We start from the raw sequence: 24585 nt of genomic DNA, 5'->3' as shown, positions 1-24585 counted from the left end.
GTTCAGCGCAGGTACACGGCGTCTTTGTCCAGTTTGCGCCGTGCGCCGCAGTGGCTGTACTCAGCCTGGTCGTGGTGGCTCAGGCGGAAGTAGCGGCCGCCATCGTCGCTGTGCCAGCGGTATTCGTCGTCGCTGAAGTCGTAGGCGCTCCGGCGCGTCAGGACGCGTTTGCCGCCGGCGAGTTTGGGGGTGGCGCTGTATTCGCCGCCCATGTTGGCGTAGTCCACTTGCAGTTCTTGTCCTTTGTCGTTGCCGTCGGTGCAGTAGTACATCCAGAATTCGTTGTCGCCGTCGTTGAGTGACGGGGTACCTTCGAGGAAGGTGGCGGTGCTGTTTGCGCAGGCGGTTAGGAACAGGGCGGTGGTCAGGGTCAGGGTTTTGTTCATGCGTGGTTCCTGTTGGCGGGATATTAGTAAGGCGGGAAGTGCGTGGTTATGCCGCTTGGCAGGCTCAGATATTGGCGGTAAATCCTTCGTCCGTCAGGGTGATGTTGCCCGCTTCTATGGCGCGTAGCCAGTTGATGGTGGTTTCGAAGCCGCCGAGCGGGTAGAAATGCAGTTTGCGGATGGCGTTCTCCGGCCGGATTTTGCGGTAGGCAGCGAGGTCGGTGAGCAGTTTGTCCGGGGTGCTGAGGCCCATCAGGCGGCGGATGTTGCGCCCGTTTCTCCACAGGAAGTTGATGGATTGGCCGATGCCGCAGGCCTGGGCGTGGCGGATGAGCGAGGTGGTGCTGGCGACGCCGGGGATGCCGAGGTGCACGGGCAGGGTGATGTCGCGCGCGCGCAGGTGGTCAAACCAGGCGGTGATGGGCGCGATCTGGAAGCAGAATTGGGTGGTGAGGTAGTAGTCGTGCGGGTAGGTGAGGGCGTAGCCCTGTTTTTGGGCTTCGGCGGCTTCTTGTTCGGCTTTGGGGATGTCAGGTGAGCCTTCAGGGTGGCCGGCAAAACCGATGTGCTCGAAGGGGTAGGTTTGCAGGATGCCGGTTTTCATCAGGTCTTTGACGCTGCCGTAGGGGCCGAGCGGCTCGCTGGCACCGCCGGCGAGGACGAGGATGCGGCGGATGCCGAGGGCGGTGATGCGGTCAAGGGTATGGCGCAGTTCGTCTTCGCTTGCGATGTTGCGCAGGGCGAGGTGCGGCACGGCTTGCATGTGCTGGCTCTGTAGTAGGGCGCAGGCATCAATGGTGTCGCTGATTTTGTGGCTGCGCAGGTTGGGGACGTACACTTCGGTGCCAGGGGCGAGCCAGGGGCGGGTGTCACCGATTTGGCGCAGGGTTTTGGGAACGATTTCAATGCTGTATTGGTGGATGAGTTGTTGCAGGTCGGTTTTGTCAATATTCATGGGCGCGGGTTCAGGGGGCGAGGCGGTCAATGGTCCAGCCGCTGTCGCTCAAGGTGTAGAGGAAGCGGTCGTGCAGGCGGTTGGGCTGTCCCTGCCAGTATTCGATGGCGTGCGGGCGGATGCGGTAGCCGCCCCAGAAGTCGGGCAGCGGGATGTCGCCGTGGGCGAATTTGGTTTTCATGCGCTCCCATTGTTGCATGAGCAGTTGGCGCGAGCTGATGACCTGGCTTTGTGGCGAGGTCCAGGCGCCAAGCTGGCTGCCTTTGGGGCGCGAGAGGAAGTATTTGAGGGTTTGTTCGCGCGAGACTTTTTCGACGCTGCCTTCGATTTTTACCTGGCGTTGCAGGGCGAACCAGGGGAAGTGCATGGAAACGCGCGGGTTGGCGGCGATTTCCTGCGCCTTGCGGCTGTCGTAGTTGGTGTAGAAGACGAAGCCGTCGGCGTCGAAGTATTTGAGCAGGACGGCGCGCTGCGAGGGCTGGCCGTCGGCGGATACGGTGCTGAGGACGAAGCCGTTGGCTTCGGCGATGCCGCTGGCAAGGGCTTCGCTGAACCAGCGTTCGAATTGCCGGATGGGGTCGTCATGCAGGTCGGCGCGTTCGAGCGGCGGGTGGTCGGCGAAGTCTTTGCGGATGTTGCCGATGTCCATGTTCACTCCCCCCTGGCGAGTTTGGCAAAGGCTTGGTCGGCGGCGGTGAGGGTCGCGTCTATCACGGCGGCATTGTGCTGGCTGCCGGTGAAGATGGCTTCAAAGGCAGACGGCGCGAGGTTCACGCCCGCATCAAGCATGTGGTGGAAGAAGCGGGCGAAGCGGGCGGTGTCGCTGCGTTTGACGGCTTCGAGGTTGTCAATGCGTTCTTCGCTGCTGAAGAAGAGGCCGAGCATGCCGCAAAGGTGGTTGACGACGAGCGGGATGCCGTGCGCACGGGCGCGGTCAAGCAGGCCGTCGGCCAGCGCCGTGGTATGCATGGCAAGGTTTTGGTAAAACGTGGCATCGTCGGTGAGGCGGAGGCTGGCGATTCCGGCGGCGACGGATACAGGGTTGCCGGACAGCGTCCCCGCCTGATAGACGCTACCGAGCGGGGCGAGCTGCTCCATGATGGCGCGCCGTCCGCCGAAGGCGCCCACCGGCATCCCGCCACCGATGATTTTGCCGAGGGTGACAAGGTCGGCCTCAATGCCGTAATACTCTTGTGCGCCGCTGCGGGCGACGCGGAAGCCGGTCATCACTTCGTCAAAAATCAGCACGACGCCGTGCGCGCTGCACAGGCGGCGCAGGGTGTGCAAAAAGGCAGGGTCGGGCGGGACGCAGCTCATGTTGCCGGCGACAGGTTCGACGATGACGGCGGCGAGGCGGTCGCCGTAGTCGGCAAACGCCTGTTCCAGCGCGGGGATGTCGTTATACGGCGCGGTCAGGGTGTGTTGCGCGTAGGCGGCGGGGACACCGGGCGAATCCGGCACGCCGAGGGTGAGCGCACCGGAACCGGCGGCGACGAGCAGGCCGTCGCTGTGGCCGTGATAGCAACCGGCGAATTTCAGAAAATCACTGCGACCGGTGTAGCCGCGCGCAAGGCGGATGGCGCTCATCGTCGCTTCCGTACCGGAATTGCACAGGCGCACCATCTCCACCGCCGGCACACGGGCAACGATGGCTTCGGCAAGCGCGGTTTCTGCTTCTGTCGGTGCGCCAAAGCCGAAACCGCGTGTCGTCGTGTCCTGTACCGCACGGACAATGGCCGGGTGGGCATGGCCGACAATGGCAGGGCCGTACGAGCCGACATAGTCGATATAGCGTTTGCCGTCCACATCAAAAATATAAGGCCCCTCGGCACGGGCGATAAAGCGCGGCGTACCGCCGACACTGCGGAAAGCGCGGACGGGCGAATTGACCCCGCCCGGAATAACCTTTTGCGCGGCGAGAAAAGCATCTTGCGACGACATGGAAAGTACCTCGAAAACAGGAAAGGGCGGCATTATGAAAGCACGGCAGGGGGATTACAACCATGCGCCCGGAAGCCCCTGCCTCAGGGGAAAAGTCATTGACAAAATTGAAGAAAAGGGGCAATATCCGCACCCTCTTTTACCCCTTTATTCATTGATTATTTAGGAGAAATATCTTGGCTAATACAGCACAAGCAAAAAAACGCGTCCGCCAGTCCGAAAAAGCCCGTGCCCGTAACGCCAGCCAGCGTTCCGCCATGCGTACTGCCGTAAAAAAATTGCTGCGTACCATTGAAGGTGGCGATAAGAGCGCCATGCAGGTCGTTTTCATCGAAACTTCTTCCGCGCTGGATCGCGCGGCACGCAAGGGCCTCATCCATAAAAATAAAGCGGCCCGCCTGAAAAGCCGTCTGAGCGCCCGCATCAAGGCTGTTGCCGCCTGATTGCTACAGCTTCCCCAAAACCCGCTCCTATGGCGGGTTTTTATTTGCCGAGAATTGCCATGCAGGACGAAAAAGAACCTTCCCCCCTCACGCCAGAGAACCCCGCCGCCGCCTTCAAAGGCACGAAAAGTGGTATTGGCCGCCTTTTTAACGCCCTGCGCTATTCGCTGGACGGCATTAAAGCCGCCATCGAAGAAGCGGGCTTCCGTGAACTGCTCATGCTGCACAGCGTGCTGCTGGTCGTGCTGATTTTCCTGCCTTTCCCGCTGACGCAGAAAATGCTGCTCGTCTTCGCCTCGGGCGCATCACTCGTCACCGAACTACTCAACACCGCACTGGAAGCAGCGGTTGACCACACTTCGACCGCCATCCACCCGCTTGCCAAACGGGCCAAAGACGCGGGTTCAGCGGCGCAATACACCTGCTTGGCCTTCGTCTTTACCCTGTGGGCGATGGCGTTGTATGGGACATTTCTTGCCTGAAGGGGAGGAGAAATAAAAAAACCGCGACACGGGTCGCGGTTTTTTATTTCTCCTGTGCAGGTTTGGCGGGATAGCGCTGCTCATTCTTCCGGCAGACAGTCTTCTGGGTGTTCGCGGATGGTGGCGAGGGATTGTTCGAGCAGCGTTGCGAAATCGGTGCAGACGTAGCTGATGGTGTCCGGGTCGTGGCTAAAAGCAATGATTTGCCCGCATTGTCCGCTGGCGGTGGGACTGTGGTCAGCAATCAGCAGCAGATCGGGGGCGGAAAAGGCAGCAAAGGGCAGCCAGCCCGCTTGGTACCAGCCACTGCAGATGCGCGGGTCGCGTGGTTGTTCCTGTTCGTAGCCGTCGTATTGTGGCGCGCGGTGCGCCATATACTCACGCTCGCGCAGGGAGTCTGCCAGGGAGAGGAAGCTGTAGCCGGTAATGTAGCCGGGGCGGGCAAAAACGGTTTGCCATTCATCGCTGCCGTTTGCGCTTTGCCAGGTAGCTTTGAGCGCAGGATCAAGGGCAAAACCAAGTGCGGCTTCGGCAGCAGCGAGGTCGGCCGCACTCGCCGGGGGATAGGTGCGCAGGGGTTCAAGGCCATAGTCGCGATAGAGGATGTGCAGGGCATTAAGGTAGGCGGCAAAGAGCATGACGTACAGATGTGTAGAACGCCTGCAAATAGGAAAGAGGCAAGGCGATGCGTCGCAGCCAGTACACATGGATACTAAGGGGCTCCAATACCGTATCTTTCCCATTTTGCAGGCGTTATCAAAGAAAACACCCGCTTGCGCGGGTGTCGTGGTTTAGGCTTTGTTTTCTTCGTTAGGTTTGTCGTCACCGCTTTGGTCTGCAACGGCAGGCGGTTCAACAGTTTCTTTATTGAGTTCAACCGCTGGCGGGGTAGGTGCTGCCGGTAGCAGGTCGCCTTCCAGTGCTTGTTCCGGGTGAGCCGGGGCGACGCTTTGTCGATAGGCAAGCAGTGCGGCTTCCGGGCGGTTTTTCGCGTCAAGGATTTGCGCGTAGAGGGCGAAGGCTTCTGGCGCCTGGCCGCGTTTGACGGCTTCTTCGATGGCTTGCAGCGCGGTATCAAGGTCTTTCGCTTTATAGGCGATGAGCGCTTTGGCGTAGAGGAAGATGGCGTCGTTCGCGTGTTTGCTTTCCCACTGCTTCATGTGTTCAAGCTGGGCACGGAAGTCAGCACGGCGCAGTTGGCTGTATGCTTGGATGAGTTCGAGGTCCTGGCTTTGGCGGATTTCGCCAGCAAGCAGTTTTTCGGCTTCTTCCGGGTGGTCGTTTGCCGCCAGTGCGCCGGCGTATTGCAGGATGAGGGCTTTGTCGCGGCGCAGGTCAGACGGCAGGCGTTTCCACGCAGCTTCAAGCGCCTGGATGTCGCCTTTGGCACCATCGTACAGGATGCCTTGGGCGTAAGTCTTGCGGCGGCTGTCGTAGGCAGCAGTGTCCAGTTGCGGGCGCAGGGCGGAGAGATTGCCCCAGGCTTTATCCCAAGCTTGCTGTCCGGCATAGGTTTGGTCAAGCAGGGCGATAATTTTGCTGTTGCGCGGTTCTTCGTTGTGCAGTTGTTCCAGCAGCTTGAGTGCCTGCTCGTAAGCGCCATTCTGGACGTGGATTTCGGCTTCGGTCAGGCGGGTCAGGTTGCTTTGTTGCTGGCGGGCACCTTCACGGGCACGCAGCAGGTAGTGATCACGGCGGTCTTTAGCGTTTTGCCGGTCGGCGGCAATAGCCGCGTTTTCGTAGTAGATAACGGCGTCTTGACCGAGCGCGGTCATCAGGCGTCCACCGTGCTCAAGGTCGCGTTCGGCACGACCATAGTGACCAGACAGCATGGCAGCAAGGCCGCTTTTCAGCAGGCGCTCGGCTTTGTGACGGCGGCGCACGCTGCTGCTACGGCTGAGGATTTGCGGGCTGTGCCAGAGAACGCAGAGTACGCGCAGGCAGTAGAAGATGATGCCGGAGGCGATAAGTGAGAGGATAAGCCAGACAATGAGCGAGGTTTCGACGTAATAGCCGGCTGCGAAGACGTAAACGCGTTGTTGTGGGAGCAGGTTGACTGCGTAACCTGCCACGCCGCATAGGCAGAGGACGAGCAGGATGAGAATGATGCGTACCATGGGTTTACTCCTTCGCCGCTTTTTCGATTTGCTCAATCAGAGCGCCGATGTCTGGAATTTTATCGTCACGGGTTTCAAGCTTTTCGAGAGTAGCCAGCGCAGCGGCAACGTCGCTGTTTGCCGTGTCAAAGAGGCGCTCGATTTGTGCGTAGAGTTCTTTGGCGATGTTGTTGTAACCGGCTTGATCCCGTAGTTGCAGGGCGTTACGCGCAAAGGCGAGGTTAAGGCGCAGGTTGTCTTTGTGGATGATTTGCAGGGCATCGTTGGCTTGTATCCAGGCGTTGCCAGCGTCGTCTATTTTGACGACGGTGATGGTTTTTTCGAGAAGGTTTTGCCCGGCATCTTTGAGTTTGTCTTGCCAGTCAGCCGGAGCAGTTTGTTCTTTTGCCGCAAGCAGATTAACGGCGTTGATGTTTTTGTACGGCCATTTCGGCAGGGTGGCGATGATGGCCTCTATTTCGGCAGCCGGGGCAGGTTTGGCAGCAAGGATGCCGTATTCGGTGCGCAGTTCGGTCAGCGCATTTTGGTATTTGGCGTATGCGGTGCCGTTCAGGTTGAAGAGGGTGTAGGTTTCGCCGGCCTGGTCGAGGTAGGCTTTGGCAGCGCTGTAGTTGCCGTCGCTGGCAGCGATTTTTGCCATTTTCAGCGCGTTCAGCAGCGGGTAGGGGTTGGCACTGTTGTTGTTCTGTGCCAAAGCGTGTTCGATGAGGACGCGTTTTTCGTCGATTTCCTGCACGGCGGCTTTGGCGGCGGCTTCGCTTTGTTGTACGGCAGCGATTTCTTTGCTGAGGTCGATTTTGGTTTCGCCTTGGGCGAAGCTTGCCAGTTCCTGCTTGATGAGGCTTTCGACTTGTTCGCGGCTGATGCTGTGTTGTGCGGCGATGGCGGCGATTTGGTCATCGCTGACCTGGTTCGCGGCGACGGCAGCATTTACAGCGGTGTTGATGGCGCTATCAATGTTTTTGGTTTGCTGGTCGAGTTGGGAGACTTGTTGTGCCAATTCGTCCATTTTGTTGATGGTGGCGTAGGTTTTCGGCGCGGTATCGTTCAGGTTGAGATTGAGTTTGGCGATAGCGTCGTTGTAGTGGGTGGTGATTTTATTCAGGGCGAAGGTACCGCCGCCGGCAATGGCAAGGCTGACCACGAGGGAAAGGAACGCTAGCCCGCGCCCACTGCCGCTCTGAGGCATTTTTTGTTCATCATGGCCGTGCTGTGCTACGGGGAGTGTTTCTTGCTGATTTTCGGGTTGGTTCGGGTCAGTCATGGAGTTGCTCCTGAGTTGGATTCCACCGTCTGCCACCAGCGGCAGATGGCTGCGATTTGCTCTGTTTCACCGGCTTTTTCGGCATGGATATGCGTATGAAAGCCTTGTTTTTCCGCATATTGCGCCACCCGTTCACTGATGGCGGCTATACAGGTACGGCATTTTAGCAGTTTTCGTTTTTCTTGCGGGACTATTGCGAGCAGGTAATCAAGGGTTTGCTGGCTGGCAATGGTGATGATGTGCGGGATTGGCAGGGCGGATGGATAGTGTGTGCTTGGGTTGGTGCGGCGATAGGGGTAGATAGTGCGCACAGTATTGTTTTTGCTGAGGGTTTCCGCAAGCATCTGTCTGCCTTCCGGTGCGGCGATAAGAGCGATGCGCGCGCCATGCGGTTGCCAGTCGGTGAGTAGTGCTTCGCTGTTGTATGGCGGCGGGGCACAGCGGTTGGGCGGGTAGGGCAGGGCGGCAGCAGTGGCGGTACCGATAGCGATAGTTTGTTGTCCGCACAGGCGATACTGGGCGAGCAGGTGTTGCACGGCGGCAGCGCTGGTGAAGACAAGGGTGTCGCTGCTATCAAGGATGGTGCGGTCAGCGGCACTGAGCGGTTGCGGGACGGTTGCCATCAGCGGCAGATGGTAGGTGGTGCCGCCCAACGCGGTGATGCGGGCGCGGAAGGCAGGGTAATGGCTGCTGTCGCGGGTGTAGAGGATGATGCAGCCGCTAAGTTCAGGCATGGCTGAGGCGGTGCAGGATATCGCGGGCACCACCGGCAATCAGGCGGGCGGCGATGCGTTCGCCCAGCGCGGTGGCATCGGTACGCGGGGTATCGTCGCTTGCAGCGAGATAGTCGCTGCCATCGGGCATGCCAATGCGTGCTTCCAGGTGAATACGCTCGCCGTGCAGGGTAGCAAAGGCAGCGAGTGGCACCTGGCAGGAACCTTCAAGATGGCGGTTGATGATGCGCTCGGTTTGCACACACAGGGCGGTATCGGCGTCGTTCAGGGCGGCAAGCAGCGGGTAGACGGAACTGTTCAGGCGGCATTCGATGCCGATAGCACCCTGGCCGATAGCGGGTAGTGACAGGGCAACAGGCAGGGTTTCGCGGATGCGCTGGCGCAGGTCGAGGCGGATCAGGCCGGCGCAGGCGAGGATGATGGCATCGAAATCGCCCCGGTCGAGTTTGGCGAGACGGGTTTGTACGTTGCCGCGCAGGTCGCGCAGCACCACATCAGGGCGGGCGCGGGCGATTTGCATACGGCGGCGCAGGCTGCATGTTCCGACCACCGCGCCGGCAGGCAGGTCGGCGAAACAGGCGAAGCGGTTGCTGACGAAAGCGTCGTAAGGATTTTCGCGCGGCAGGATGGCGGCGATAGCGTACCCCTCTGGCAGGTGCACGCCGACATCCTTCATTGAATGCACGGCAATATCCGCTTCGCCGCGTGCCAGCGCCTGTTCCAGTTCCTTGATAAACAGCCCCTTGCCACCGATTTTTGCCAGCGGTGCGTCCAGCAGCCGATCGCCGCGCGTCGTCATCGGTACCAGGCGGACAGCGAGTTGCGGGTAATGTTCGCGCAAGCGGGTGGCGACGTGTTCGGCCTGCCACAGGGCGAGTTTGCTTTCGCGGGTGGCGATGCGGATTTCGGGGATAGTCGGATTCATGCGGTTACAATGCGCGGAAAGAAACAACCCGCGAGTTTACTGTATGCACAAAGCGAAAACCAACAGCGCCTGGGGCGGACGCTTCCAGGAATCTACCGACGCCTTCGTCGCTGCTTTCACTGCCTCCGTCGGCTTTGATCAGCGCCTTGCCGCTGAAGACATCGCCGGCTCCAAAGCACACGCCGCGATGCTGGTTCAACAGGGCGTCCTCAGCACCGCCGATGGTGATGCCATTGCCAGCGGATTGGACACCATTGCCGATGAAATCGCGCGTGGCGAATTCGTCTGGGACACTGCGCTGGAAGACGTGCACATGAACATCGAAAAACGCCTGACCGACCTCATAGGCGACGCCGGTAAACGTCTGCACACCGGCCGCTCGCGCAATGACCAGGTCGCGACCGATATCCGCCTCTACACCCGTGCCGCCATCGACCGCATCCTCGGCGAAATCCGCCGCCTGCAACGCGCCATCGTTACCCTGGCCGAGCAGGAAGCAGACACCATCATGCCCGGCTTCACCCATCTGCAAGTCGCCCAGCCCGTCACCTTCGGTCATCACCTCATGGCGTGGTACGAAATGCTCAATCGCGATGCCGGACGCTTCCGCGACAGCCGCGCCCGCCTGAACCAATCCCCGCTGGGTGCCGCAGCGCTCGCCGGTACCACTTACCCCATCGATCGCCATATGACCGCCGCCGCGCTCGGCTTTACTGCGCCCTGCGCCAACTCGCTTGACGCCGTGTCTGATCGCGACTTTGCCATCGAAACCTGCGCTGCCGCTGCTACCCTGATGATGCACCTCAGCCGCATTGCCGAAGAACTCATCCTCTGGAACAGCGCCGCCTACCGCTTCATCGACCTGCCCGACCGTTTTTGCACCGGCTCATCCATCATGCCGCAGAAAAAAAACCCTGACGTACCCGAACTCGTGCGCGGCAAAAGCGGCCGCGTCTATGGCCACCTCATCGCCCTGCTTACCTTGATGAAAAGCCAGCCGCTCGCCTACAACAAAGACAACCAGGAAGACAAAGAACCGCTTTTCGACACATTGGACACCGTCCTCGCCTGCCTGCGCGCCTTTGCCGACATGATTCCCGCGATAGAAGCCAAACGTGATGCCATGTACCGCGCTGCCGGCGAAGGCTATTCCACCGCGACCGATTTGGCTGATTACCTTGTGCGGTGCGGTGTACCCTTCCGTGATGCCCACGAAATCGTTGGTCGCGCCGTGCACCTTGCGATCGAACGCCAAACCACACTGGACGCCCTGCCGCTTGCCGACCTGCAACAACTCTCGCCCGCCATTGCTGCAGATGTGTACCAAAGCCTCACCCTCGAAGGCTCGGTCAACGCCCGCGACCACTTTGGCGGTACCGCGCCCGTGCAAGTCAAAACGCGCATCGCCGCCGCCCGCGAAACCTTGCAGGATTGACATTACCACCTGCCCTGAATTGCACTACTCTTTTGCCATCCCGAATCCGGGTAAACACAGGAGACACCACATGAAAAACGCCCTTATCAAAACCTCGCTGCTTGCTGCCATCATCGGCGGACTTGCTGCGTGCAGTACGCTCACCCCACCCAACCAATCCGGCACCACTACCGCCCGCAACGCCGCTATTGGTGCCGCTGTTGGCGCTGGTATCGGCCAACTGTGGGGTAAAGACACCGAATCCACCCTGACCGGCGCCGCCATCGGCGGCCTCATTGGCAGCCAGGTCCGTACCCCGGACGGCACCGGCACCTACCAGCAACCGACCTACCAACAGCCGACGTATCAACAACCTACCTACCAGCAGCCGACCTACAACAACGGTGGCTACTATAACGGCGGTTACCGTCGCTAAGGCGCGCACATGAAAGCCCTGCTGCCGCTCACCCTGCCGCTGCTGCTTATCGCCTGCACCGCTACCCCGCGCAACGACATACCATTGCAGGTACAAGCGCCCGGCGCTCCGCTTAATAGCAGTATCGGCAAAGCGGACATTATCGGTGCGCAGCACCTCCGCTACGCCCGCCAGCCGAACGAAGTGAATAATGCCCTCTGGGGCGGCGCTATCGGAGCCGGCATCGGTCAGGCTGCCGGACACGATACCGAAAGCACCGCTTACGGCTTCGGCGCTGGTGTCCTCGGCGGTTATTACAGCGGCTTTCTTTACTAAAGCGCGATAGCAGACAGCAAAATCCCCGGCAGATGCCGGGGATTTTTTATGGACGCTTCGTTAGCATCACATCACCCGCGCGGCATTTATTCCGCCCAGCGCACGATCTCAGCCAGCGGGCGGCGCGGTTTTGCAGCAATATCGCGGGCGCGGTAGCCGAACGTGACGGCGACAGATACGCCATAATCTTCTACATCCAGCAGCCCTTCCTCACTGAGGATGCAGTTGACGCTGTCGTAGTGCATCCCCTCAATCGCGCAGGAATCGATGCCGAGCATGGCGGCGCCGGTCATCATGTTGGCGAGGGCGATATAGGTCTGTTTGCAGGCCCAGTCAAAGAGGGCGCGTTCATCGTCGGCGATGCGCAGGTCGTCTGTCTGAAAATCGCGGTAGCGCTGATAGATGCGCTGCGCTTCGGCGTCGTTGCTGCTGCGCTTCTTGACGATGGCATCAAAAAAGGCGGAGTCGTAGCGGGCGTGTTTTTTGGCGAGGATGATGACCACATGGCTGGCATCATCGAGGGTCGCCTGCATACCCCAGGCGGCAGGCTTGAGTTTGTCACGTAGGGCGCGGTTCTGCACGACGATGAAGCGCCACGGCTCGGAGCCGACCGAGCTGGGCGAGAGACGGCCACATTCGAGGATGGCAGCGAAATCGTCGGCGCTGATGGTGCGTGCCGGGTCGTAATAGCGGGTGGAAACACGGCGATGGAAAATGTCGAGCGTTTGAGAAGGGGTCAAGATCATGAGGATTCTCCTGTGGTATTGGGGAGGGTAAAGATAGGGCGGTTTATGCGGCGGGATTCATGCCGCGTTCCTTGCCGCATGCCAGCCGCAGGCGCAGAGATGGGCGGCGGGCGTTCCCCATTCTGGGCAGCATGGGGCAGCGCCTATTGTACGGTGGCGATGGCCGCTTGTTATCGATAAGCAGCCTGCGTCGTGGGCAAGGGGGTATTCGCTTGCGGGATAAACCGCGTCAAGCGGAACAAATACCGGGCCCGCTTGCCTACTACCTCGTCTATCGCGCAGAAAGCCGCGACCAGCCCGCTGTCCGCGCATTCTGCGCCTGGCTGCGGCGGGAAGTAGTAGCGCAGGGCGCTTGATCCAGCAGCCGCGCCGCTTGGCGAGGCCAGTAACTACGCAGCTTGGCAGATTTTTATCATGTACGAAGGCTGTGTGGTAAAAACAAAGCCCTTCCACCGTTGGGGGGGAAGGGCCGGGTGGGGCAGCAAGCAAATTGCGAAGCAACAAAACTCAGCATTTATCCCGTGTAACAGTCAGTCATTTCTTTTGCAAAGAAAGAAAAAGCAGGCGGTATTTGTCAGCTAATAGCGCTGGGGAAAATGCAAGAAATTCATAACGTGCTGTGTTTGGCGTTGGGGGTTACGCATAAAAAAATTGGTAGATGTTTTAATGTCTATACGGGATCTATTGGGTACAATAGCCAATATTTTTCCTTGCAATGTTTCATCACGCGTATTCCATGCTTTCAGAAATTGTTCGCTACTAAGTGATAAATGTCCTAATGATGGATCAGCAAGCAGGACAGTATTATCATCAATACCGTAAAGTACAGAAAAGTGTTCATTATTGCGGTAACGCAGATAAACAATAACCGGACTGTGTAATTGCTTCAGTTGCGCAAATGATAAGGCATAGCCCTGTGCGCGGAATCCCAGTTCCGGCAAAATCTGCTGCATATCGGCAAAAGAAGCCCGTCCTTCTTTTTTGGCAACTTTTTTGAGCAAGGCCAAAACCTCTTCTTCCGTAACTTGTTGTCCATATTGTCTGTTAAGCAGAGTAGCAATAGAAGCCGCACCGCAGGAATAATCCAAATCCTGTTTTATAATGCCGTCGTCACGCATGGTCTTCCAGTCTTTTATCTGTAATGCAGGTGAATGATAAATAACATTGTTATCTTGGAAGGAAGGTGTAGCATAAACAAGAGTACAGCATGCTAAAATTAGCGTAAATACGCTATTCTTTGTTATCATTATTAACTTCTGTTTCTCTAGTTCTTTTTTTTAAAAAAGAAGAAATACTACGATTGCCATAAGTTTCCGCATAATTATTAATAAAATGCATAGAGCTTACTAGAAATAAAGCGCCTCCAATTAACATTAAATATAAAGGCCATTTAATCTTTTTTAGTAAGATTGATGCTATTATAAAAAATAAAGTTGCCAATATAAAAGAGTGTACACACTTGGTCTTATAAGGTTTTTTTGTCCTCCCTATATCAGCGGCAATAAAACCCATTCCCAATATGACTAAATAACTCACAGTTTGCCAATGCATGACTTTCACCAAAAATATTTAATTAATGTACACACTAAGACCAAGGATGAGTTAGCATCCTTGGTCTTGCTTACATGTCAGTAATCATGATAGTCCATGCTATTGTATTTTTCAAATATTCTCCGTTCCTCTGCTGCTCGTTGTTGATGTTCGTTGACAGAAGCGGCAACCCCTATTGTTGCTCCAAAACCATCAGAGACAAGCCCGGCTGCTCTTGCTGCTACAGGTGCTGCAATTCTTTCTCCTGTAACTAATGCGGGATAAACTGCTCTACCTGCAGGAATTGCGCCTATAGCTAAAGCTGTCGTTGTTGATTCTACGCTTGCAGGCTGTCCTGTTTCCAAGTAACTTATCCCATGGTTAGTCCACACATTAAAATTCTCCCATAATACTGCTGCTGGTATGAGTGCTCCTTCCGTCTTTTCCATTTCGTCCTGCGATAAGATAGCGAGTTCTTTCGCATGCTCTTGGAATACTAGATTACCAATATCCCTATTTGCTATTGCATCCTGCCCTTTGCGGGCATAAAGGTTCACTACTGCGGGTTTGACCGCAGGTTTCATATGCTTAACGCTATAATCAAACTTGGCTGTGTCAGCTGCAAAAACAGATACTCCTGTAATGGCAGTTGCAACAAAACTTGTAAGAATTATTTTTTTCATGGTTGTACTCCATATCTACATCAAAAGCGATGCTGAAGAGCGAGATTTACATTCGAACCTTCGTCGCCGGAAATATTTCATTGTGCATCCACGCTTATTGATGTCTGGTTGGTGAACGAATAACCTACGCCAAAGTCGGCATAGGTATCGCTTGCAAACGTACCAACGCGTTTCCCCTTGATGCGGTCGGGATTTTTCCCCGTCCATTTCAGGTTGGCGCTGAGGGTGGTACGGTCATTGGCTGCGAAAGACACGCCGGGGCGTAGCAGCCAGTAGTTACCAACTTTGCGGTCGGTAGAGTCGTTGAGGTTGAAGCGGTAGCCGCCGGTAAAGGAAAACACTATGGGATCAACGGCTTTGTAAGTGTTTATGCCGAGGCACCAAGAGCATCCATAAACGTTTTTCCCGTTTATTTTGTCTAATGTGCTGGTTTCTAATACGCCAATGTTAACCAAGCGACGCAAATACCGAGTTTGCCAAGTGAAATTACCCCCTTCACTCAAGAGATAGGGGGGAGAGGGCTCTCGTCCGCAGAGCGAATGCTGTCAAGCAGCGTTATTACTGGGTCCGCCAAGCGACGTAAATAGCAGGTTTTGTAGAGACGTTGTCTGCAATGTCTCAAAACGTGCATCCCGCTGCGAATTGGCGGACAATTCGCCCATCATCACTGCCGCTCATCTTATGCACGTCCACATCCCTCTTGCCGCCCTCACCGCGCCACTGCGTGATCTCCTCGCCTACCGCGACCGCCCGCAGCTGTTTGCCCTGCTCATTTATCAGGCCATCACCACCACTGGTTTTACCCTGCTCATCCCGCTCGTTTCCGTGCATTTTGTCGGCGATGTCGGCATGGCGGCGGCGACAGTCGGCATGGCGCTTGCCCTGCGGCAGATCAGCCAGCAGGGGCTGACCTTCATCGGCGGGATGCTCGCTGACCGCTACGGTCTGAAACCGGTGCTCTGCTCCGGCCTCATCATCCGTGCCACCGGTTTTTTCATGCTCGGCTTTGCGACAACGCTGCCGGTCTTTTTCGTCGCATTGCTGCTCACCGGCCTCGGCGGGGCGTTGTTTGATGCGCCGTTTCAGGCGGCGACCGTCGCCATGACCCGCCCGGACGAGCGCCGTCAGTTTTATCTCATTGCCAACTACCTCACCGGCATCGCCTCCACCTTCGGCCCGCTGCTTGCCATCGCCCTGCTCACCATCGGCTTTCACGCGGTGGGCATCGCCGCTGGCAGCTGTTTCCTCACCAACGTTTTCGTCGCGCTGCGCTATTTCCCGGACACGCGCAAACAGGCGGCGGAGGCGGAAGGCGACACCCCGCATCTGCGCAGCCTGCTGCGCGACCGCACCTATCTGCACTTCGTCACCATCGTGTGCGGCTACTGGTTCATCGTCATGCAGGTCAATATCAGTTTCCCGCTGCTTGCTGAAGCGCTCACCGGCACGAAAGCGAGCGCCGGGCTGTTTTACACCTACAGCTCCGTGCTCACCCTCCTCCTGCAATATTTCCTCGTGCGCCGCCTGCAACGCCATTGGGCCAGCCACCAGCTGCTCATCGCCGGCACGCTGGTGATGACCCTCGGCACATTCCTGCTCGGCACCTCGCCGAATTTCGCCGTCTTCCTGCTTTGGGTAAGCGTGTACACCCTCGGCTACCTCGTCAGCCGCCCGATGCTCGACATCCTCGTCGCCCACCTCGCCCATCCGCGCGCGCTGGGACTGTACGTCGGCTTCGGCGCCATCAGCATGGGCTTCGGCGGCGGCGTCGGCAATTTCATCGGTGGCTGGCTGTACGACCTCGGCAAGGCCTGGCAACTGCCGCTCCTGCCGTGGTGTATCTTCGCCGCCGTCGGCGTCGCGACCGCCTGGCTGCTGGCGCGTTACTTCAAAAAACACCCGCAGGCGGTGACGCAATAACGTCGCCCGCCGTGATACATTGCCGCTCATCCCATTTTCACAACGGACCCTTCATGAAACCCGCCAACAACATCATCGTCATCTTCGGCGCCTCCGGCGATCTCACCCGCCGCAAACTCATCCCCGCCCTCTACCATCTCTACAAAAACAACCAGTTACCGGATAAATTCGCCGTCCTCGGCGCAAGCCGCAGCGAGCTGGATGACGTCTCATTCCGCGACGCCATGCGGCAGAACCTCATCGACAAGGAAAATGCAGGCGGAACAACGCTGGATGATTTCTGCACCCGCCTCTATTACCAGTCGCTCAACACCGCCGACCGCGATGATTACGGCAAACTCGTGCCGCGTCTTGATGCCCTGCACGCTGAATACCAGACCGGTGGCAACACCCTCTACTATCTTTCCACCCCGCCCAGTCTCTACGGCATCATCCCCGCCTGTCTCGCCGCGCACGGCCTGAACAGCGAAAATCACGGCTGGAAACGTCTCATTGTGGAAAAACCCTTTGGCTACGATGCGCAAACCGCGCGCGAGCTGGACGCAACCATCCACCACGATTTCCTCGAACACCAGATTTACCGCATCGACCACTACCTCGGCAAAGAAACCGTGCAGAACCTGCTGGTGCTGCGCTTCTCCAACGGCCTGTTCGAGCCGCTCTGGAACCGGAACTACATCGACTACGTGGAAATCACCGCCGCCGAAACCATCGGCGTGGAAAACCGGGGCGGTTACTACGACGGCTCCGGCGCGGTGCGCGACATGTTCCAGAACCACCTCCTGCAAATCCTGGCGATGGTGGCGATGGAGCCGCCCGCGCTGATCGATGCCGACTCCATACGTGACGAAGCGGCGAAAATCCTGCACAGCCTGCACCCGCTCGATGCCGAATACCTGAAAAACAACCTCGTCCTCGCCCAGTACGGCAAAGGCGAAATCAATGGCCGGGCGGTTCCCGGCTACCGTCAGGAAAAAGGCGTCGCCCCGGACAGCAGCACCGAAACCTACATGGCGCTGCGCCTGCAAATCGACAACTGGCGCTGGAGCGGCGTGCCCTTCTACATCCGCACCGGCAAATACCTGCCGCTGCGCTTCACCGAAGTCGTCATCCACTTCAAAACCACGCCGCACCCCGTCTTTAACCAGCGTGCGCCGGAAAACAAACTCATCCTCCGCATCCAGCCGGATGAAGGCATCGCCATGCGCTTTGGCCTGAAAAAACCGGGCGCGGGCTTTGAATCCGAAGAAGTGGCGATGGACTTCCGCTACGCCGATCTCGCCGAAAACAACGTCCTCACCGCTTACGAACGCCTCCTGCTCGATGCGATGAAAGGCGACGCCACCCTGTTTGCGCGCACCGACGCTGTGCACGCCTGCTGGAAATACGTCCAGCCCATCCTCGATTACAAGGCGAACCGGGGCGCCATCGCCAGCTACGAACCCGGCAGCTGGGGCCCGGTTGAAGCGGACAAAATGATTGCGCGCAGTGGCCGCGTCTGGCGGCAGCCGAGAAAAGCCTGAGACAAGAGGCATTGCCCATGCAAAACACCCATATCCACGCCGACAGCGACGCCCTCGTCGCCCATATCGCCGCCGAACTCGCCGCCATCAGCCACCGTCCGGGCGTACAGCACATCGCCCTCTCCGGCGGCAGCACACCCAAACAACTTTACCGCCTCCTCGCTAGCGACGCCTGGCGCGGACGCGTCAACTGGGCGAACCTGCACCTGTGGTGGGGTGACGAACGCTGCGTCCCGCCGCAAGACCCGGAAAGCAACTATGGTGAAGCCGAGCGCCTGCTCCTTGCCCACGTTCCCGTGTCCGCCGCCCACATCCACCGTATGCGTGGCGAAGCCGACCCGACCGCAGAATGCGCCCGCTACGCCGCTGACATCGCCGCTCACATTCCGGATAGCCGCTACGACTGGATCATCCTCGGCATCGGCGACGACGGCCACACCGCCTCGCTCTTTCCCGGCGCGACCGACTACGCAAGCGGGGAAAACGTCGTCATCGCCCACCACCCGCAGAGCGGACAAACCCGCCTGACCCTGACCGCACCGCTCATCATGCGCGGCAAACGCCTCAGCTACCTCGCGACCGGCAGCGGCAAAGCCGCCATCCTCAGCCAAATTGCCGCTGGCGCGGACTACCCCGCCGCCCGCATCCGTGCCACAGACGGCGCGACCGAGTACCACCTCGACCGTGCCGCAGCCGCGCAACTGTCATAGCCACCCATCCACCAATCCACAACAGGAGCAGACATGCCAAAAGCAGACATCGGTGTCATCGGCCTTGCCGTCATGGGCCAAAACCTCATCCTCAACATGAACGACCACGGCTACCACGTCGTTGCCTACAACCGCACCACCGCCAAAGTGGACGAATTCCTGCAAGGCGCGGCCAAGGGTACCAACATCAGCGGCGCGCACAGCATCCCGGAACTCGTGGAAAAACTGAAAAGCCCGCGCATCATCATGCTCATGGTGCGCGCCGGCGACGTGGTGGACCAATTCATCGACCAGCTTGTCCCCCACCTCGCCCCCGGCGACATCATCATCGACGGTGGCAACTCCCATTACCCCGACACCACCCGCCGCGTTCACGCCCTGCGCGACAAAGGCATCCGCTACGTCGGTGCCGGTGTCTCCGGCGGTGAAGAAGGCGCGCGCCACGGCCCTTCCATCATGCCGGGCGGCGATATCGAGGCCTGGCCGCACATCAAACCCATCCTGCAAGCGATTGCCGCCAAAACCCCGGACGGCGAACCCTGCTGCGACTGGGTCGGTGCCGACGGCGCGGGCCACTTCGTGAAAATGGTGCATAACGGCATCGAATACGGCGACATGCAGCTTATCTGCGAGGCCTACCACATCATGAAAGACGGCTTCGGCCTTGATCACGACGCCATGCACCGTGTCTTCAGCCAGTGGAACAAGACCGAACTCGACAGCTACCTCATCCAGATCACCGCCGCCATCCTCGCCTACAAAGACACGGACGGCAGCCCGCTGGTCGAGCACATCCTCGACACCGCCGGACAAAAAGGCACCGGTAAATGGACCGCCATCAACGCCCTTGACTACGGCATCCCGCTCACCCTCATCAGCGAAGCCGTGTACGCGCGTACCATCTCCGCCGCCAAAGACGCGCGCGTGGCAAACGCCGCCCACTTCCCGCGCCCGGCCACGCGCATCGACGGCGACACGGCCACCTGGATCGAAGCCCTGCGCAAAGCCCTGCTCGCGGCAAAAATCATCTCCTATGCCCAGGGCTTCATGCTCATCCGCGAAGCCTCCGAACAGCACGGCTGGCACATCAACTACGGCGCGACCGCCATGCTGTGGCGCGAAGGCTGCATCATCCGCAGCCGCTTCCTCGGCGACATCCGCGACGCTTACGCGCAAGACCCCGACCTCAACTTCCTCGGCGCCGCGCCTTACTTCCGCCACATCCTGCAACAAAACCTCGCCGACTGGCGCCAAGTTGTCGCCGCCGCCATCCGCCACGGCATCCCCGTGCCATGCATGGCTTCGGCGCTGACCTTCCTCGACGGCTACACCAGCGCGCAACTGCCCGCCAACCTGCTGCAAGCCCAGCGCGACTACTTCGGCGCGCACACCTACGAACGCACCGACCAGCCGCGCGGGAAGTATCACCACACCAACTGGACCGGCACCGGCGGCGATACCGCTTCGACTACCTACGACGCCTGAACAGGCATTACACCAACCCCCGCAACAAGCGGGGGCTTTTACCGACATTGCCAAGAACCATGAAAATCCTCCTCCTCACCAGCCTCCTCCTGCTCACCGCCTGCGCCCAACAGCCGACGTCCACCGCCGCCCGGCATGACACGCGCGGCAACCACATCGGCATCTCGAACGAAAGCGGTGACACCGAGTTGTACGGAAGCATTGGTATTCGCGCCAAAGCCAGCAAATAGGACCTTTCCATGACACGCCGTCAGCAAAACACCGCCCCCATCACCCCCGAAGGAACCCCCGTGAACACCAATAACAGCCTCCCCCCGAAAAAAAGCAGAGCCCCGCTCTTTATCCTGTTCTTCAGTGCCGCCATCGTCTTCATCCTGCTGCTGATGTCCGGCGGCAGCATGTACACCGTGGATCAGGGCGAGCGCGGCGTTGTCCTCCATTACGGCGAAGTGAGCAAAGTGGCCGAACCCGGCCTGCATTTCAAAATGCCCTACATCGACCGTGTCGTACGTATCCCGGTACGCACCACCACCGGCAGCATGAAAGACGTGTTCGCCTATTCCAGCGACCAGCAACCGGCGCACATTACCCTTTCCGTGACTTTTTCCATCGCCGAAGACGGTGTGGAAGCGCTCTATACCCAGTTTGGCAAAACCGAGAACCTCTACGAGCTGGCGATTACCCCCATCGTCAAACAGGAGCTGAAAACCGTCTTCGGTCAATTCACCGCCATCCGCTCCGTGCAGCACCGCGAAGAGCTGAACAACCGCAGCAAGGATGCCATCGTGAATGCGCTCGCCAAATACCCCTACCTGCGCATCGCCAGTGTGCAGATAGAAAACGTCGATTTCTCCGATGCTTACGAGCAGACGATTGAAGACCGCATGAAAGCGGAGGTGGAAGTCGAGCGCTACAAACAAAACCTCGAACGCGAACGCATCGAAGCGCAAATTGCCGCCACCCGCGCCCAAGGTCTGGCCGATGCGCAGATCAAGGCCGCGGAAGCCGAAGCCAAGGCAATCGAACTGCGCTCGAAAGCGGAAGCGGATTCCATCAACACCAAAGGCGAAGCCCTGCGCAAAAATCCGGAAATCATCCGCCTGATGCAGGCGGAAAGATGGAACGGCGTCCTGCCGCGCACCATGTTGCCGGGTGGCACCGTGCCGATGTTGGCACTGCCGGCGGAAGAACAGCAGTGATGCACGAACGGGGCGGCGGCAAGCCGCCCCGTTTTTTTCCATGACCCCCAGCATTGGTACCGCTTGGCGGGCGTAGGATGGGCTTCAGCCCATCGAGAGGCGTAGCCTGCTTTTTGCGTGCAAGGCAAGCGCGACCGTCAAACAGGGTCACAACGCAGTTTTCTTGTTTTTGAGACGTTGCAGGCAACGTCTCTACAAAACCCAGCAACCACGCCGCTTGGCACAAAAATTCCCTCCCCCACGCTTGCGGGGGGAGGTGGCCGAAGGCCGGAGGGGGGGAACAAAAAACCAGTAAAACCGCCGCTTGGCGAGGCCAGTATTTACGCCGCTTGGCGGACCCAGTAATGACGCCGCTTGACGGGGCCAACAATCACGCCACCTGGGAAGGGCGATAACCCTCAGCGTTTGCGTACCTGCCACAGCACCCGGCGTATGCCCAGGGCGGCGGTCAGGGTCAGGCCGGCCACCATGCCGACCCACAATCCGGCGACGCCGATATTGAGCCAGTGATAGCCGGCAAGCGCGGCGGGGAAGCCGACCAGCCAGTAGCCGATGAAGGCGTAGATCATCGGCATGCGGGTGTCATGGATGCCGCGCAGCACACCTGCCGTGCAAACCTGCATACCGTCGCTGATTTGAAAAATGCCGACCAGCACGAGGATGGTGCCGGCGATGGCGACGATGTCGGCGCTGCTGCTGTACAACGCAGCGATTTCGTGGCGCAGGAAGAGCGGTACGAGGGCGACGAAGCACATCATCACCGCAACTGCCGCCATGCCGCTCAGGGCGCGCAGGCGCAAGGTGGCGTAGTCGCCGCGCCCGTAGGCGTTGCCGCAGCGGATGGTCAGCGCGCTGGCAAGACCGAGCGGGATCATGAAGGACAGCCCGGCGTAGTTGAGCGCAATCTGGTTGGCGGCGGCGTTCACTTCGTTGGTGCGGCTGACGATAAGGCCGACAGTGGTGAACAGGCCGGTTTCCATCACCAGCGCCAGCGCAATCGGCAGGCCGACGGCGAAATAATGGCGGATGGCGGCGAAATCAGGCGCGGCGAAGCGGTAGAAGGGGCGGTACGCCCGCCAGCGCGGGTTGCGGGCGATGGCGGTGAAGACGAAAGCGGTGAAGAAGAGGTAGCAGAGGACGGTCGAGAGCGCCATGCCCGGCACACCGAGGGCGGGGATGGGGCCCGCGCCATAGAGCAGCACATAGTTGCCGAGGATATTGGCCGGGATCAAGAGCGCCTGCACGATGACGGTGGTGCGCGGATAGGCCATGCCTTCGAGGAAGCAGCGTCCGGCGAGACCGATGATGCACACGCCGGCGCCGGGCGCGAGGGTGAGCAGGTAGCGCTTCGCTTCGCGGGCGATGTCCGGCGTGCTGCCGAGCAGGGCAGGGACGTAGGCACCGAGCAGGGTTAGCAGTACGGTGACGACGGCGAGAAAAGCGAGCATCCAGATGCCTTGCTGGAAGTTGCGGCGGATTTGCGCGCGGTCGTCGCGGCCATTCGCCTGCGAGACGGCGGCGGTGATGGCGAGTGCGCAGCCGGCCATGAAAAGGTAGATGAAGCTGAAGATTTGTGCGGCGAGTGCCACCGAAGCGAGGGTGAGGTCGCTGTGGCGCCCCGCCATGACGGTATCAACGACCGGCTGGGCGTAGCTCAGGAGTTGCAGCAGTATCAGCGGCAGGGCGAGGCGTAGCGTCGCTGCCAGTTCGTGTCGGGCTGTCATGGGAGTCCTTGTGTTTGTTACAGGTTACATGGGTTGCAGGGGAAAACCGCGTGGTTATGCCGCTTGGCGGCGTTAATCATCCTGCCAGTAGCGGATGTCTTCATCCAGCACGCAGCACCATTTGTATGGCCGCGTCGGAAACGGACTGGCGATGACGATGCCTGCGCTGACGCAGTATTCCCCGTCGCCGCAATCCATATAGAGGTAAAGATAATCACCGTTGCCGATGGTCTGTGTGCTGCCGTCGAAGCGGCGGACGGTATCCGTCTGAGTCAGGCCGACAATATGGCGGGCGAGGCGCTCATTATCCAAATCGGCATAGACCCGCGCGGCGAGGGGGACACTTTTCATGCGGTTTCCTGTCCTGAAAGGCGCGCATTATCCGCTTCCGGCGGCAGAACTGCACAATCGCGGCGCCGATTGCCGCTGGCGCGGACGCTCATCCTTGCGGCAGCCAAGCGGAGGAAAGGCCGGCGTGCTATCCTGACCATCACGCAATCTTTTCGTCATGATGACAGCCATGCAAACGCAAGACCTCATCTTTGGCCGGGAAAACATCGCCTACGCGGTACTGGCCCTCTATTCCGATGCCGTCAACGAACAGCCGGTGGTGGTCAGCCTCCACCTCGGCGCCAAAATGGCCTACACCCACATGCAGCAAATGCAGAGCCGGGGCGGGCATGTGCAATTCATCGTGCGGCGGGTGCGCATCAACGGCAGCATAGAAGTGATCAACGATCCGCAGATAACGCATAACGAACCGCAGCGACGCGTGCGGCGGCTGATACGCATCCTGCCGAAAAATAGCTGACGGCAATCATCCCTTCAACCGCGCCCCAGCTCGCGCAACGCCTGCCGGGCATCGCTGTCGCCCTGCGCGGCGGCGCGTTCATACCACAGGCGCGCGGTGGCAAAATCCTGCGCCACACTTTTGCCATAGCGATAAAAACTGCCGAGATTAAATTGTGCATCGGCGTCGCCCTGCGCCGCCGCCCGCTCCAGCCACAGCCGCGCTGTGGCGAAATCACGGCGCACACCGTAGCCGTTGTCATACAGCCAGCCGAGATAACTCTGCGCCCGCGCCTCGCCCTGCGCAGCGGCGCGCTCAAACCAGCCCCGTGCCTGCACATAATCACGCGGCACCCCCTGCCCGTCGATGTAAATCAGGCCGAGGAAAAACTGCGCCTCGCTGTGCCCCTGCGCGGCAGCGCGCTCGAACCACGCCTGTGCCGCTGCATAATCCCGGGCGGCCGTCGCCAGCAGAGCGAGCCTGCATTGCGCCGCCGCATCGCCCGCTTCAGCGAGCGGCAGCAGCCATTGCCGCTCACCGTCATCATCCCCCTGCGCATAGGCGCGGGCGGCGGATAAATAAGAAAAAGGGGTGGGGATGCGGGTGGTCATGGTGGCAGGCGGTGGCGGAAAACAGCCGTACTTATAAGACGCGGCAGCAAAACACACAAGCACCGCTTGAGGCTTGCGACGCTTTCAACAAAAACGGCGTGTCCGCCAAGCGGGATAAAACCAGGGTTCGCGCAGGATGGGTTTCAGTCCACCGCGCAGGAACAGCCCGTCTTTGCGCTCTTTATCAGCATGACTGCCGCCAAGCGGCGTAAATACTGGGCCCGCCAAGCGGGAATTTTTCCCTTCCCCCGT

The 24585-nt window shown here is 59.2% G+C and carries 30 protein-coding genes; 13 read left to right on the top strand and 17 right to left on the bottom strand.

Annotated elements, in window-relative coordinates; all coding sequences use genetic code 11:
• Positions 1-2 precede the first annotated feature (2 nt).
• The 4 genes from DY250_RS08575 to hemL form a co-directional block, all read right to left on the bottom strand.
• Entirely contained in the window at positions 3-386 is a 384-nt protein-coding gene (locus tag DY250_RS08575; RefSeq protein WP_115611933.1) for a hypothetical protein, read from the bottom strand.
• Between the two features lie 64 nt (positions 387-450).
• The gene (locus DY250_RS08570) at positions 451-1341 is read right to left on the bottom strand and encodes a methylenetetrahydrofolate reductase (RefSeq protein ID WP_115611932.1); all 891 of its coding nucleotides are present in this window, start codon (positions 1339-1341) and stop codon (positions 451-453) included.
• 10 nt (positions 1342-1351) lie between these two features.
• On the bottom strand, positions 1352-1990 hold the full coding sequence (pdxH, locus tag DY250_RS08565; RefSeq protein WP_115611931.1) for a pyridoxamine 5'-phosphate oxidase: 639 nt from the start codon (positions 1988-1990) through the stop codon (positions 1352-1354).
• A 2-nt stretch (positions 1991-1992) separates the two neighbouring features.
• Positions 1993-3282, bottom strand: coding sequence for a glutamate-1-semialdehyde 2,1-aminomutase (gene hemL, locus DY250_RS08560; RefSeq protein WP_115611930.1), 1290 nt, complete (start codon positions 3280-3282; stop codon positions 1993-1995).
• 176 nt (positions 3283-3458) lie between these two features.
• On the opposite strand from hemL, the gene rpsT reads away from it, so the two are divergent.
• A complete protein-coding gene (gene rpsT, locus DY250_RS08555) occupies positions 3459-3725 on the top strand; it encodes a 30S ribosomal protein S20 (RefSeq protein ID WP_115611929.1) in 267 nt (88 codons plus the stop codon).
• 59 nt (positions 3726-3784) lie between these two features.
• Positions 3785-4207 (top strand): diacylglycerol kinase, encoded by a 423-nt coding sequence (locus DY250_RS08550; RefSeq protein ID WP_245951081.1) that lies wholly within the window; start codon positions 3785-3787, stop codon positions 4205-4207.
• An 80-nt stretch (positions 4208-4287) separates the two neighbouring features.
• Here the strand turns inward: DY250_RS08550 and DY250_RS08545 are convergent, their stop codons facing one another.
• The 5 genes from DY250_RS08545 to hemC form a co-directional block, all read right to left on the bottom strand.
• On the bottom strand, positions 4288-4845 hold the full coding sequence (locus tag DY250_RS08545) for an SMI1/KNR4 family protein (protein WP_172542299.1): 558 nt from the start codon (positions 4843-4845) through the stop codon (positions 4288-4290).
• A 153-nt stretch (positions 4846-4998) separates the two neighbouring features.
• The gene (locus tag DY250_RS08540) at positions 4999-6324 is read right to left on the bottom strand and encodes a heme biosynthesis HemY N-terminal domain-containing protein (RefSeq protein WP_115611926.1); all 1326 of its coding nucleotides are present in this window, start codon (positions 6322-6324) and stop codon (positions 4999-5001) included.
• Positions 6325-6328: 4 nt separating this feature from the next.
• Entirely contained in the window at positions 6329-7588 is a 1260-nt protein-coding gene (locus DY250_RS08535) for a hypothetical protein (RefSeq protein ID WP_115611925.1), read from the bottom strand.
• Positions 7585-8322, bottom strand: a complete 738-nt coding sequence (locus DY250_RS08530) for a uroporphyrinogen-III synthase (RefSeq protein WP_115611924.1) — start codon at positions 8320-8322, stop codon at positions 7585-7587. The genes DY250_RS08535 and DY250_RS08530 overlap by 4 nt, the downstream gene beginning before the upstream one ends.
• Positions 8315-9247 carry a hydroxymethylbilane synthase gene (gene hemC, locus DY250_RS08525; protein ID WP_115611923.1) on the bottom strand — a complete coding sequence of 311 codons (933 nt, stop codon included), beginning with the start codon at positions 9245-9247 and terminating at the stop codon, positions 8315-8317. The genes DY250_RS08530 and hemC overlap by 8 nt, the downstream gene beginning before the upstream one ends.
• 43 nt (positions 9248-9290) lie before the next feature.
• Between hemC and argH the strand changes: the two genes are divergently transcribed.
• The 3 genes from argH to DY250_RS08510 all read left to right on the top strand — a co-directional run bounded on the left by argH (position 9291) and on the right by DY250_RS08510 (position 11412).
• Complete coding sequence (argH, locus tag DY250_RS08520; protein WP_115611922.1) at positions 9291-10682, top strand: argininosuccinate lyase; 1392 nt, start codon at positions 9291-9293, stop codon at positions 10680-10682.
• A gap of 70 nt (positions 10683-10752) precedes the next feature.
• The gene (locus DY250_RS08515) at positions 10753-11097 is read left to right on the top strand and encodes a YMGG-like glycine zipper-containing protein (protein ID WP_006986486.1); all 345 of its coding nucleotides are present in this window, start codon (positions 10753-10755) and stop codon (positions 11095-11097) included.
• Between the two features lie 9 nt (positions 11098-11106).
• Positions 11107-11412 carry a flagellar biosynthesis protein FlgH gene (locus tag DY250_RS08510; RefSeq protein ID WP_115611921.1) on the top strand — a complete coding sequence of 102 codons (306 nt, stop codon included), beginning with the start codon at positions 11107-11109 and terminating at the stop codon, positions 11410-11412.
• A gap of 86 nt (positions 11413-11498) precedes the next feature.
• Here the strand turns inward: DY250_RS08510 and DY250_RS08505 are convergent, their stop codons facing one another.
• Positions 11499-12158, bottom strand: coding sequence for an NAD(P)H-dependent oxidoreductase (locus DY250_RS08505; RefSeq protein ID WP_115611920.1), 660 nt, complete (start codon positions 12156-12158; stop codon positions 11499-11501).
• Between the two features lie 212 nt (positions 12159-12370).
• Here DY250_RS08505 and DY250_RS14040 point away from each other — a divergent pair, with 212 nt between their 5' ends.
• Positions 12371-12514 (top strand): hypothetical protein, encoded by a 144-nt coding sequence (locus DY250_RS14040; protein ID WP_172542297.1) that lies wholly within the window; start codon positions 12371-12373, stop codon positions 12512-12514.
• Between the two features lie 222 nt (positions 12515-12736).
• Here DY250_RS14040 and DY250_RS08500 read toward each other — a convergent pair whose 3' ends face one another.
• The 4 genes from DY250_RS08500 to DY250_RS08495 all read right to left on the bottom strand — a co-directional run bounded on the left by DY250_RS08500 (position 12737) and on the right by DY250_RS08495 (position 14826).
• Positions 12737-13405 carry a cysteine peptidase family C39 domain-containing protein gene (locus DY250_RS08500; protein ID WP_115611919.1) on the bottom strand — a complete coding sequence of 223 codons (669 nt, stop codon included), beginning with the start codon at positions 13403-13405 and terminating at the stop codon, positions 12737-12739.
• Positions 13389-13709 (bottom strand): hypothetical protein, encoded by a 321-nt coding sequence (locus DY250_RS13750; protein WP_147293499.1) that lies wholly within the window; start codon positions 13707-13709, stop codon positions 13389-13391. Before DY250_RS13750 ends, DY250_RS08500 begins: the two co-directional genes overlap by 17 nt.
• Positions 13710-13786: 77 nt before the next feature.
• A complete protein-coding gene (locus DY250_RS13745; RefSeq protein WP_147293498.1) occupies positions 13787-14371 on the bottom strand; it encodes a hypothetical protein in 585 nt (194 codons plus the stop codon).
• Between the two features lie 77 nt (positions 14372-14448).
• The gene (locus DY250_RS08495) at positions 14449-14826 is read right to left on the bottom strand and encodes a transporter (RefSeq protein ID WP_281270403.1); all 378 of its coding nucleotides are present in this window, start codon (positions 14824-14826) and stop codon (positions 14449-14451) included.
• Positions 14827-15052: 226 nt separating this feature from the next.
• On the opposite strand from DY250_RS08495, the gene DY250_RS08490 reads away from it, so the two are divergent.
• The 6 genes from DY250_RS08490 to DY250_RS08470 are packed head-to-tail and all read left to right on the top strand — an operon-like array spanning position 15053 to position 21208.
• Positions 15053-16291 carry an MFS transporter gene (locus DY250_RS08490; RefSeq protein WP_172542292.1) on the top strand — a complete coding sequence of 413 codons (1239 nt, stop codon included), beginning with the start codon at positions 15053-15055 and terminating at the stop codon, positions 16289-16291.
• Between the two features lie 53 nt (positions 16292-16344).
• Positions 16345-17814, top strand: a complete 1470-nt coding sequence (zwf, locus tag DY250_RS08485) for a glucose-6-phosphate dehydrogenase (protein ID WP_115611916.1) — start codon at positions 16345-16347, stop codon at positions 17812-17814.
• Positions 17815-17831: 17 nt separating this feature from the next.
• Positions 17832-18524: a 6-phosphogluconolactonase gene (gene pgl, locus DY250_RS08480; protein ID WP_115611915.1), complete on the top strand. Its 693-nt coding sequence runs from the start codon at positions 17832-17834 to the stop codon at positions 18522-18524.
• Positions 18525-18557: 33 nt separating this feature from the next.
• Positions 18558-20009 (top strand): decarboxylating NADP(+)-dependent phosphogluconate dehydrogenase, encoded by a 1452-nt coding sequence (gnd, locus tag DY250_RS08475; protein WP_115611914.1) that lies wholly within the window; start codon positions 18558-18560, stop codon positions 20007-20009.
• Between the two features lie 59 nt (positions 20010-20068).
• Positions 20069-20239, top strand: coding sequence for a hypothetical protein (locus tag DY250_RS14035; RefSeq protein WP_172542290.1), 171 nt, complete (start codon positions 20069-20071; stop codon positions 20237-20239).
• A gap of 9 nt (positions 20240-20248) precedes the next feature.
• Positions 20249-21208, top strand: a complete 960-nt coding sequence (locus DY250_RS08470; protein WP_245951078.1) for a prohibitin family protein — start codon at positions 20249-20251, stop codon at positions 21206-21208.
• Positions 21209-21606: 398 nt separating this feature from the next.
• Here DY250_RS08470 and DY250_RS08460 read toward each other — a convergent pair whose 3' ends face one another.
• Together DY250_RS08460 and DY250_RS08455 are read right to left on the bottom strand one after the other, a co-directional pair.
• Positions 21607-22932 (bottom strand): MATE family efflux transporter, encoded by a 1326-nt coding sequence (locus tag DY250_RS08460; protein WP_115611912.1) that lies wholly within the window; start codon positions 22930-22932, stop codon positions 21607-21609.
• A 72-nt stretch (positions 22933-23004) separates the two neighbouring features.
• Positions 23005-23283 (bottom strand): hypothetical protein, encoded by a 279-nt coding sequence (locus DY250_RS08455; RefSeq protein ID WP_115611911.1) that lies wholly within the window; start codon positions 23281-23283, stop codon positions 23005-23007.
• A gap of 169 nt (positions 23284-23452) precedes the next feature.
• On the opposite strand from DY250_RS08455, the gene DY250_RS08450 reads away from it, so the two are divergent.
• On the top strand, positions 23453-23743 hold the full coding sequence (locus DY250_RS08450; protein ID WP_245951077.1) for a hypothetical protein: 291 nt from the start codon (positions 23453-23455) through the stop codon (positions 23741-23743).
• 14 nt (positions 23744-23757) lie between these two features.
• Here DY250_RS08450 and DY250_RS08445 read toward each other — a convergent pair whose 3' ends face one another.
• Positions 23758-24333: a tetratricopeptide repeat protein gene (locus DY250_RS08445; RefSeq protein WP_115611909.1), complete on the bottom strand. Its 576-nt coding sequence runs from the start codon at positions 24331-24333 to the stop codon at positions 23758-23760.
• Positions 24334-24585: the final 252 nt, after the last annotated feature.

The sequence above is a fragment of the Cardiobacterium valvarum genome, from assembly GCF_900460955.1.
Lineage (GTDB): Bacteria > Pseudomonadota > Gammaproteobacteria > Cardiobacteriales > Cardiobacteriaceae > Cardiobacterium > Cardiobacterium valvarum.
Note: the sequence above shows the minus strand (reverse complement) of the source record. Positions and strands in the feature narration are given on the sequence as shown.

What these genes read in the sequence shown, in the direction of transcription:
- DY250_RS08575 (WP_115611933.1), bottom strand. Translation starts at nt 386, where the DNA reads ATGAACAAAACCCTGACCCTGACCACCGCCCTGTTCCTAACCGCCTGC.
- DY250_RS08570 (WP_115611932.1), bottom strand. Translation starts at nt 1,341, where the DNA reads ATGAATATTGACAAAACCGACCTGCAACAACTCATCCACCAATACAGC.
- pdxH (WP_115611931.1), bottom strand. Translation starts at nt 1,990, where the DNA reads ATGGACATCGGCAACATCCGCAAAGACTTCGCCGACCACCCGCCGCTC.
- hemL (WP_115611930.1), bottom strand. Translation starts at nt 3,282, where the DNA reads ATGTCGTCGCAAGATGCTTTTCTCGCCGCGCAAAAGGTTATTCCGGGC.
- DY250_RS08550 (WP_245951081.1), top strand. Translation starts at nt 3,785, where the DNA reads ATGCAGGACGAAAAAGAACCTTCCCCCCTCACGCCAGAGAACCCCGCC.
- DY250_RS08545 (WP_172542299.1), bottom strand. Translation starts at nt 4,845, where the DNA reads ATGCTCTTTGCCGCCTACCTTAATGCCCTGCACATCCTCTATCGCGAC.
- DY250_RS08540 (WP_115611926.1), bottom strand. Translation starts at nt 6,324, where the DNA reads ATGGTACGCATCATTCTCATCCTGCTCGTCCTCTGCCTATGCGGCGTG.
- DY250_RS08535 (WP_115611925.1), bottom strand. Translation starts at nt 7,588, where the DNA reads ATGACTGACCCGAACCAACCCGAAAATCAGCAAGAAACACTCCCCGTA.
- DY250_RS08530 (WP_115611924.1), bottom strand. Translation starts at nt 8,322, where the DNA reads ATGCCTGAACTTAGCGGCTGCATCATCCTCTACACCCGCGACAGCAGC.
- hemC (WP_115611923.1), bottom strand. Translation starts at nt 9,247, where the DNA reads ATGAATCCGACTATCCCCGAAATCCGCATCGCCACCCGCGAAAGCAAA.
- argH (WP_115611922.1), top strand. Translation starts at nt 9,291, where the DNA reads ATGCACAAAGCGAAAACCAACAGCGCCTGGGGCGGACGCTTCCAGGAA.
- DY250_RS08515 (WP_006986486.1), top strand. Translation starts at nt 10,753, where the DNA reads ATGAAAAACGCCCTTATCAAAACCTCGCTGCTTGCTGCCATCATCGGC.
- DY250_RS08510 (WP_115611921.1), top strand. Translation starts at nt 11,107, where the DNA reads ATGAAAGCCCTGCTGCCGCTCACCCTGCCGCTGCTGCTTATCGCCTGC.
- DY250_RS08505 (WP_115611920.1), bottom strand. Translation starts at nt 12,158, where the DNA reads ATGATCTTGACCCCTTCTCAAACGCTCGACATTTTCCATCGCCGTGTT.
- DY250_RS08500 (WP_115611919.1), bottom strand. Translation starts at nt 13,405, where the DNA reads ATGATAACAAAGAATAGCGTATTTACGCTAATTTTAGCATGCTGTACT.
- DY250_RS13750 (WP_147293499.1), bottom strand. Translation starts at nt 13,709, where the DNA reads ATGCATTGGCAAACTGTGAGTTATTTAGTCATATTGGGAATGGGTTTT.
- DY250_RS13745 (WP_147293498.1), bottom strand. Translation starts at nt 14,371, where the DNA reads ATGAAAAAAATAATTCTTACAAGTTTTGTTGCAACTGCCATTACAGGA.
- DY250_RS08490 (WP_172542292.1), top strand. Translation starts at nt 15,053, where the DNA reads ATGCACGTCCACATCCCTCTTGCCGCCCTCACCGCGCCACTGCGTGAT.
- zwf (WP_115611916.1), top strand. Translation starts at nt 16,345, where the DNA reads ATGAAACCCGCCAACAACATCATCGTCATCTTCGGCGCCTCCGGCGAT.
- pgl (WP_115611915.1), top strand. Translation starts at nt 17,832, where the DNA reads ATGCAAAACACCCATATCCACGCCGACAGCGACGCCCTCGTCGCCCAT.
- gnd (WP_115611914.1), top strand. Translation starts at nt 18,558, where the DNA reads ATGCCAAAAGCAGACATCGGTGTCATCGGCCTTGCCGTCATGGGCCAA.
- DY250_RS14035 (WP_172542290.1), top strand. Translation starts at nt 20,069, where the DNA reads ATGAAAATCCTCCTCCTCACCAGCCTCCTCCTGCTCACCGCCTGCGCC.
- DY250_RS08470 (WP_245951078.1), top strand. Translation starts at nt 20,249, where the DNA reads ATGACACGCCGTCAGCAAAACACCGCCCCCATCACCCCCGAAGGAACC.
- DY250_RS08460 (WP_115611912.1), bottom strand. Translation starts at nt 22,932, where the DNA reads ATGACAGCCCGACACGAACTGGCAGCGACGCTACGCCTCGCCCTGCCG.
- DY250_RS08455 (WP_115611911.1), bottom strand. Translation starts at nt 23,283, where the DNA reads ATGAAAAGTGTCCCCCTCGCCGCGCGGGTCTATGCCGATTTGGATAAT.
- DY250_RS08450 (WP_245951077.1), top strand. Translation starts at nt 23,453, where the DNA reads ATGCAAACGCAAGACCTCATCTTTGGCCGGGAAAACATCGCCTACGCG.
- DY250_RS08445 (WP_115611909.1), bottom strand. Translation starts at nt 24,333, where the DNA reads ATGACCACCCGCATCCCCACCCCTTTTTCTTATTTATCCGCCGCCCGC.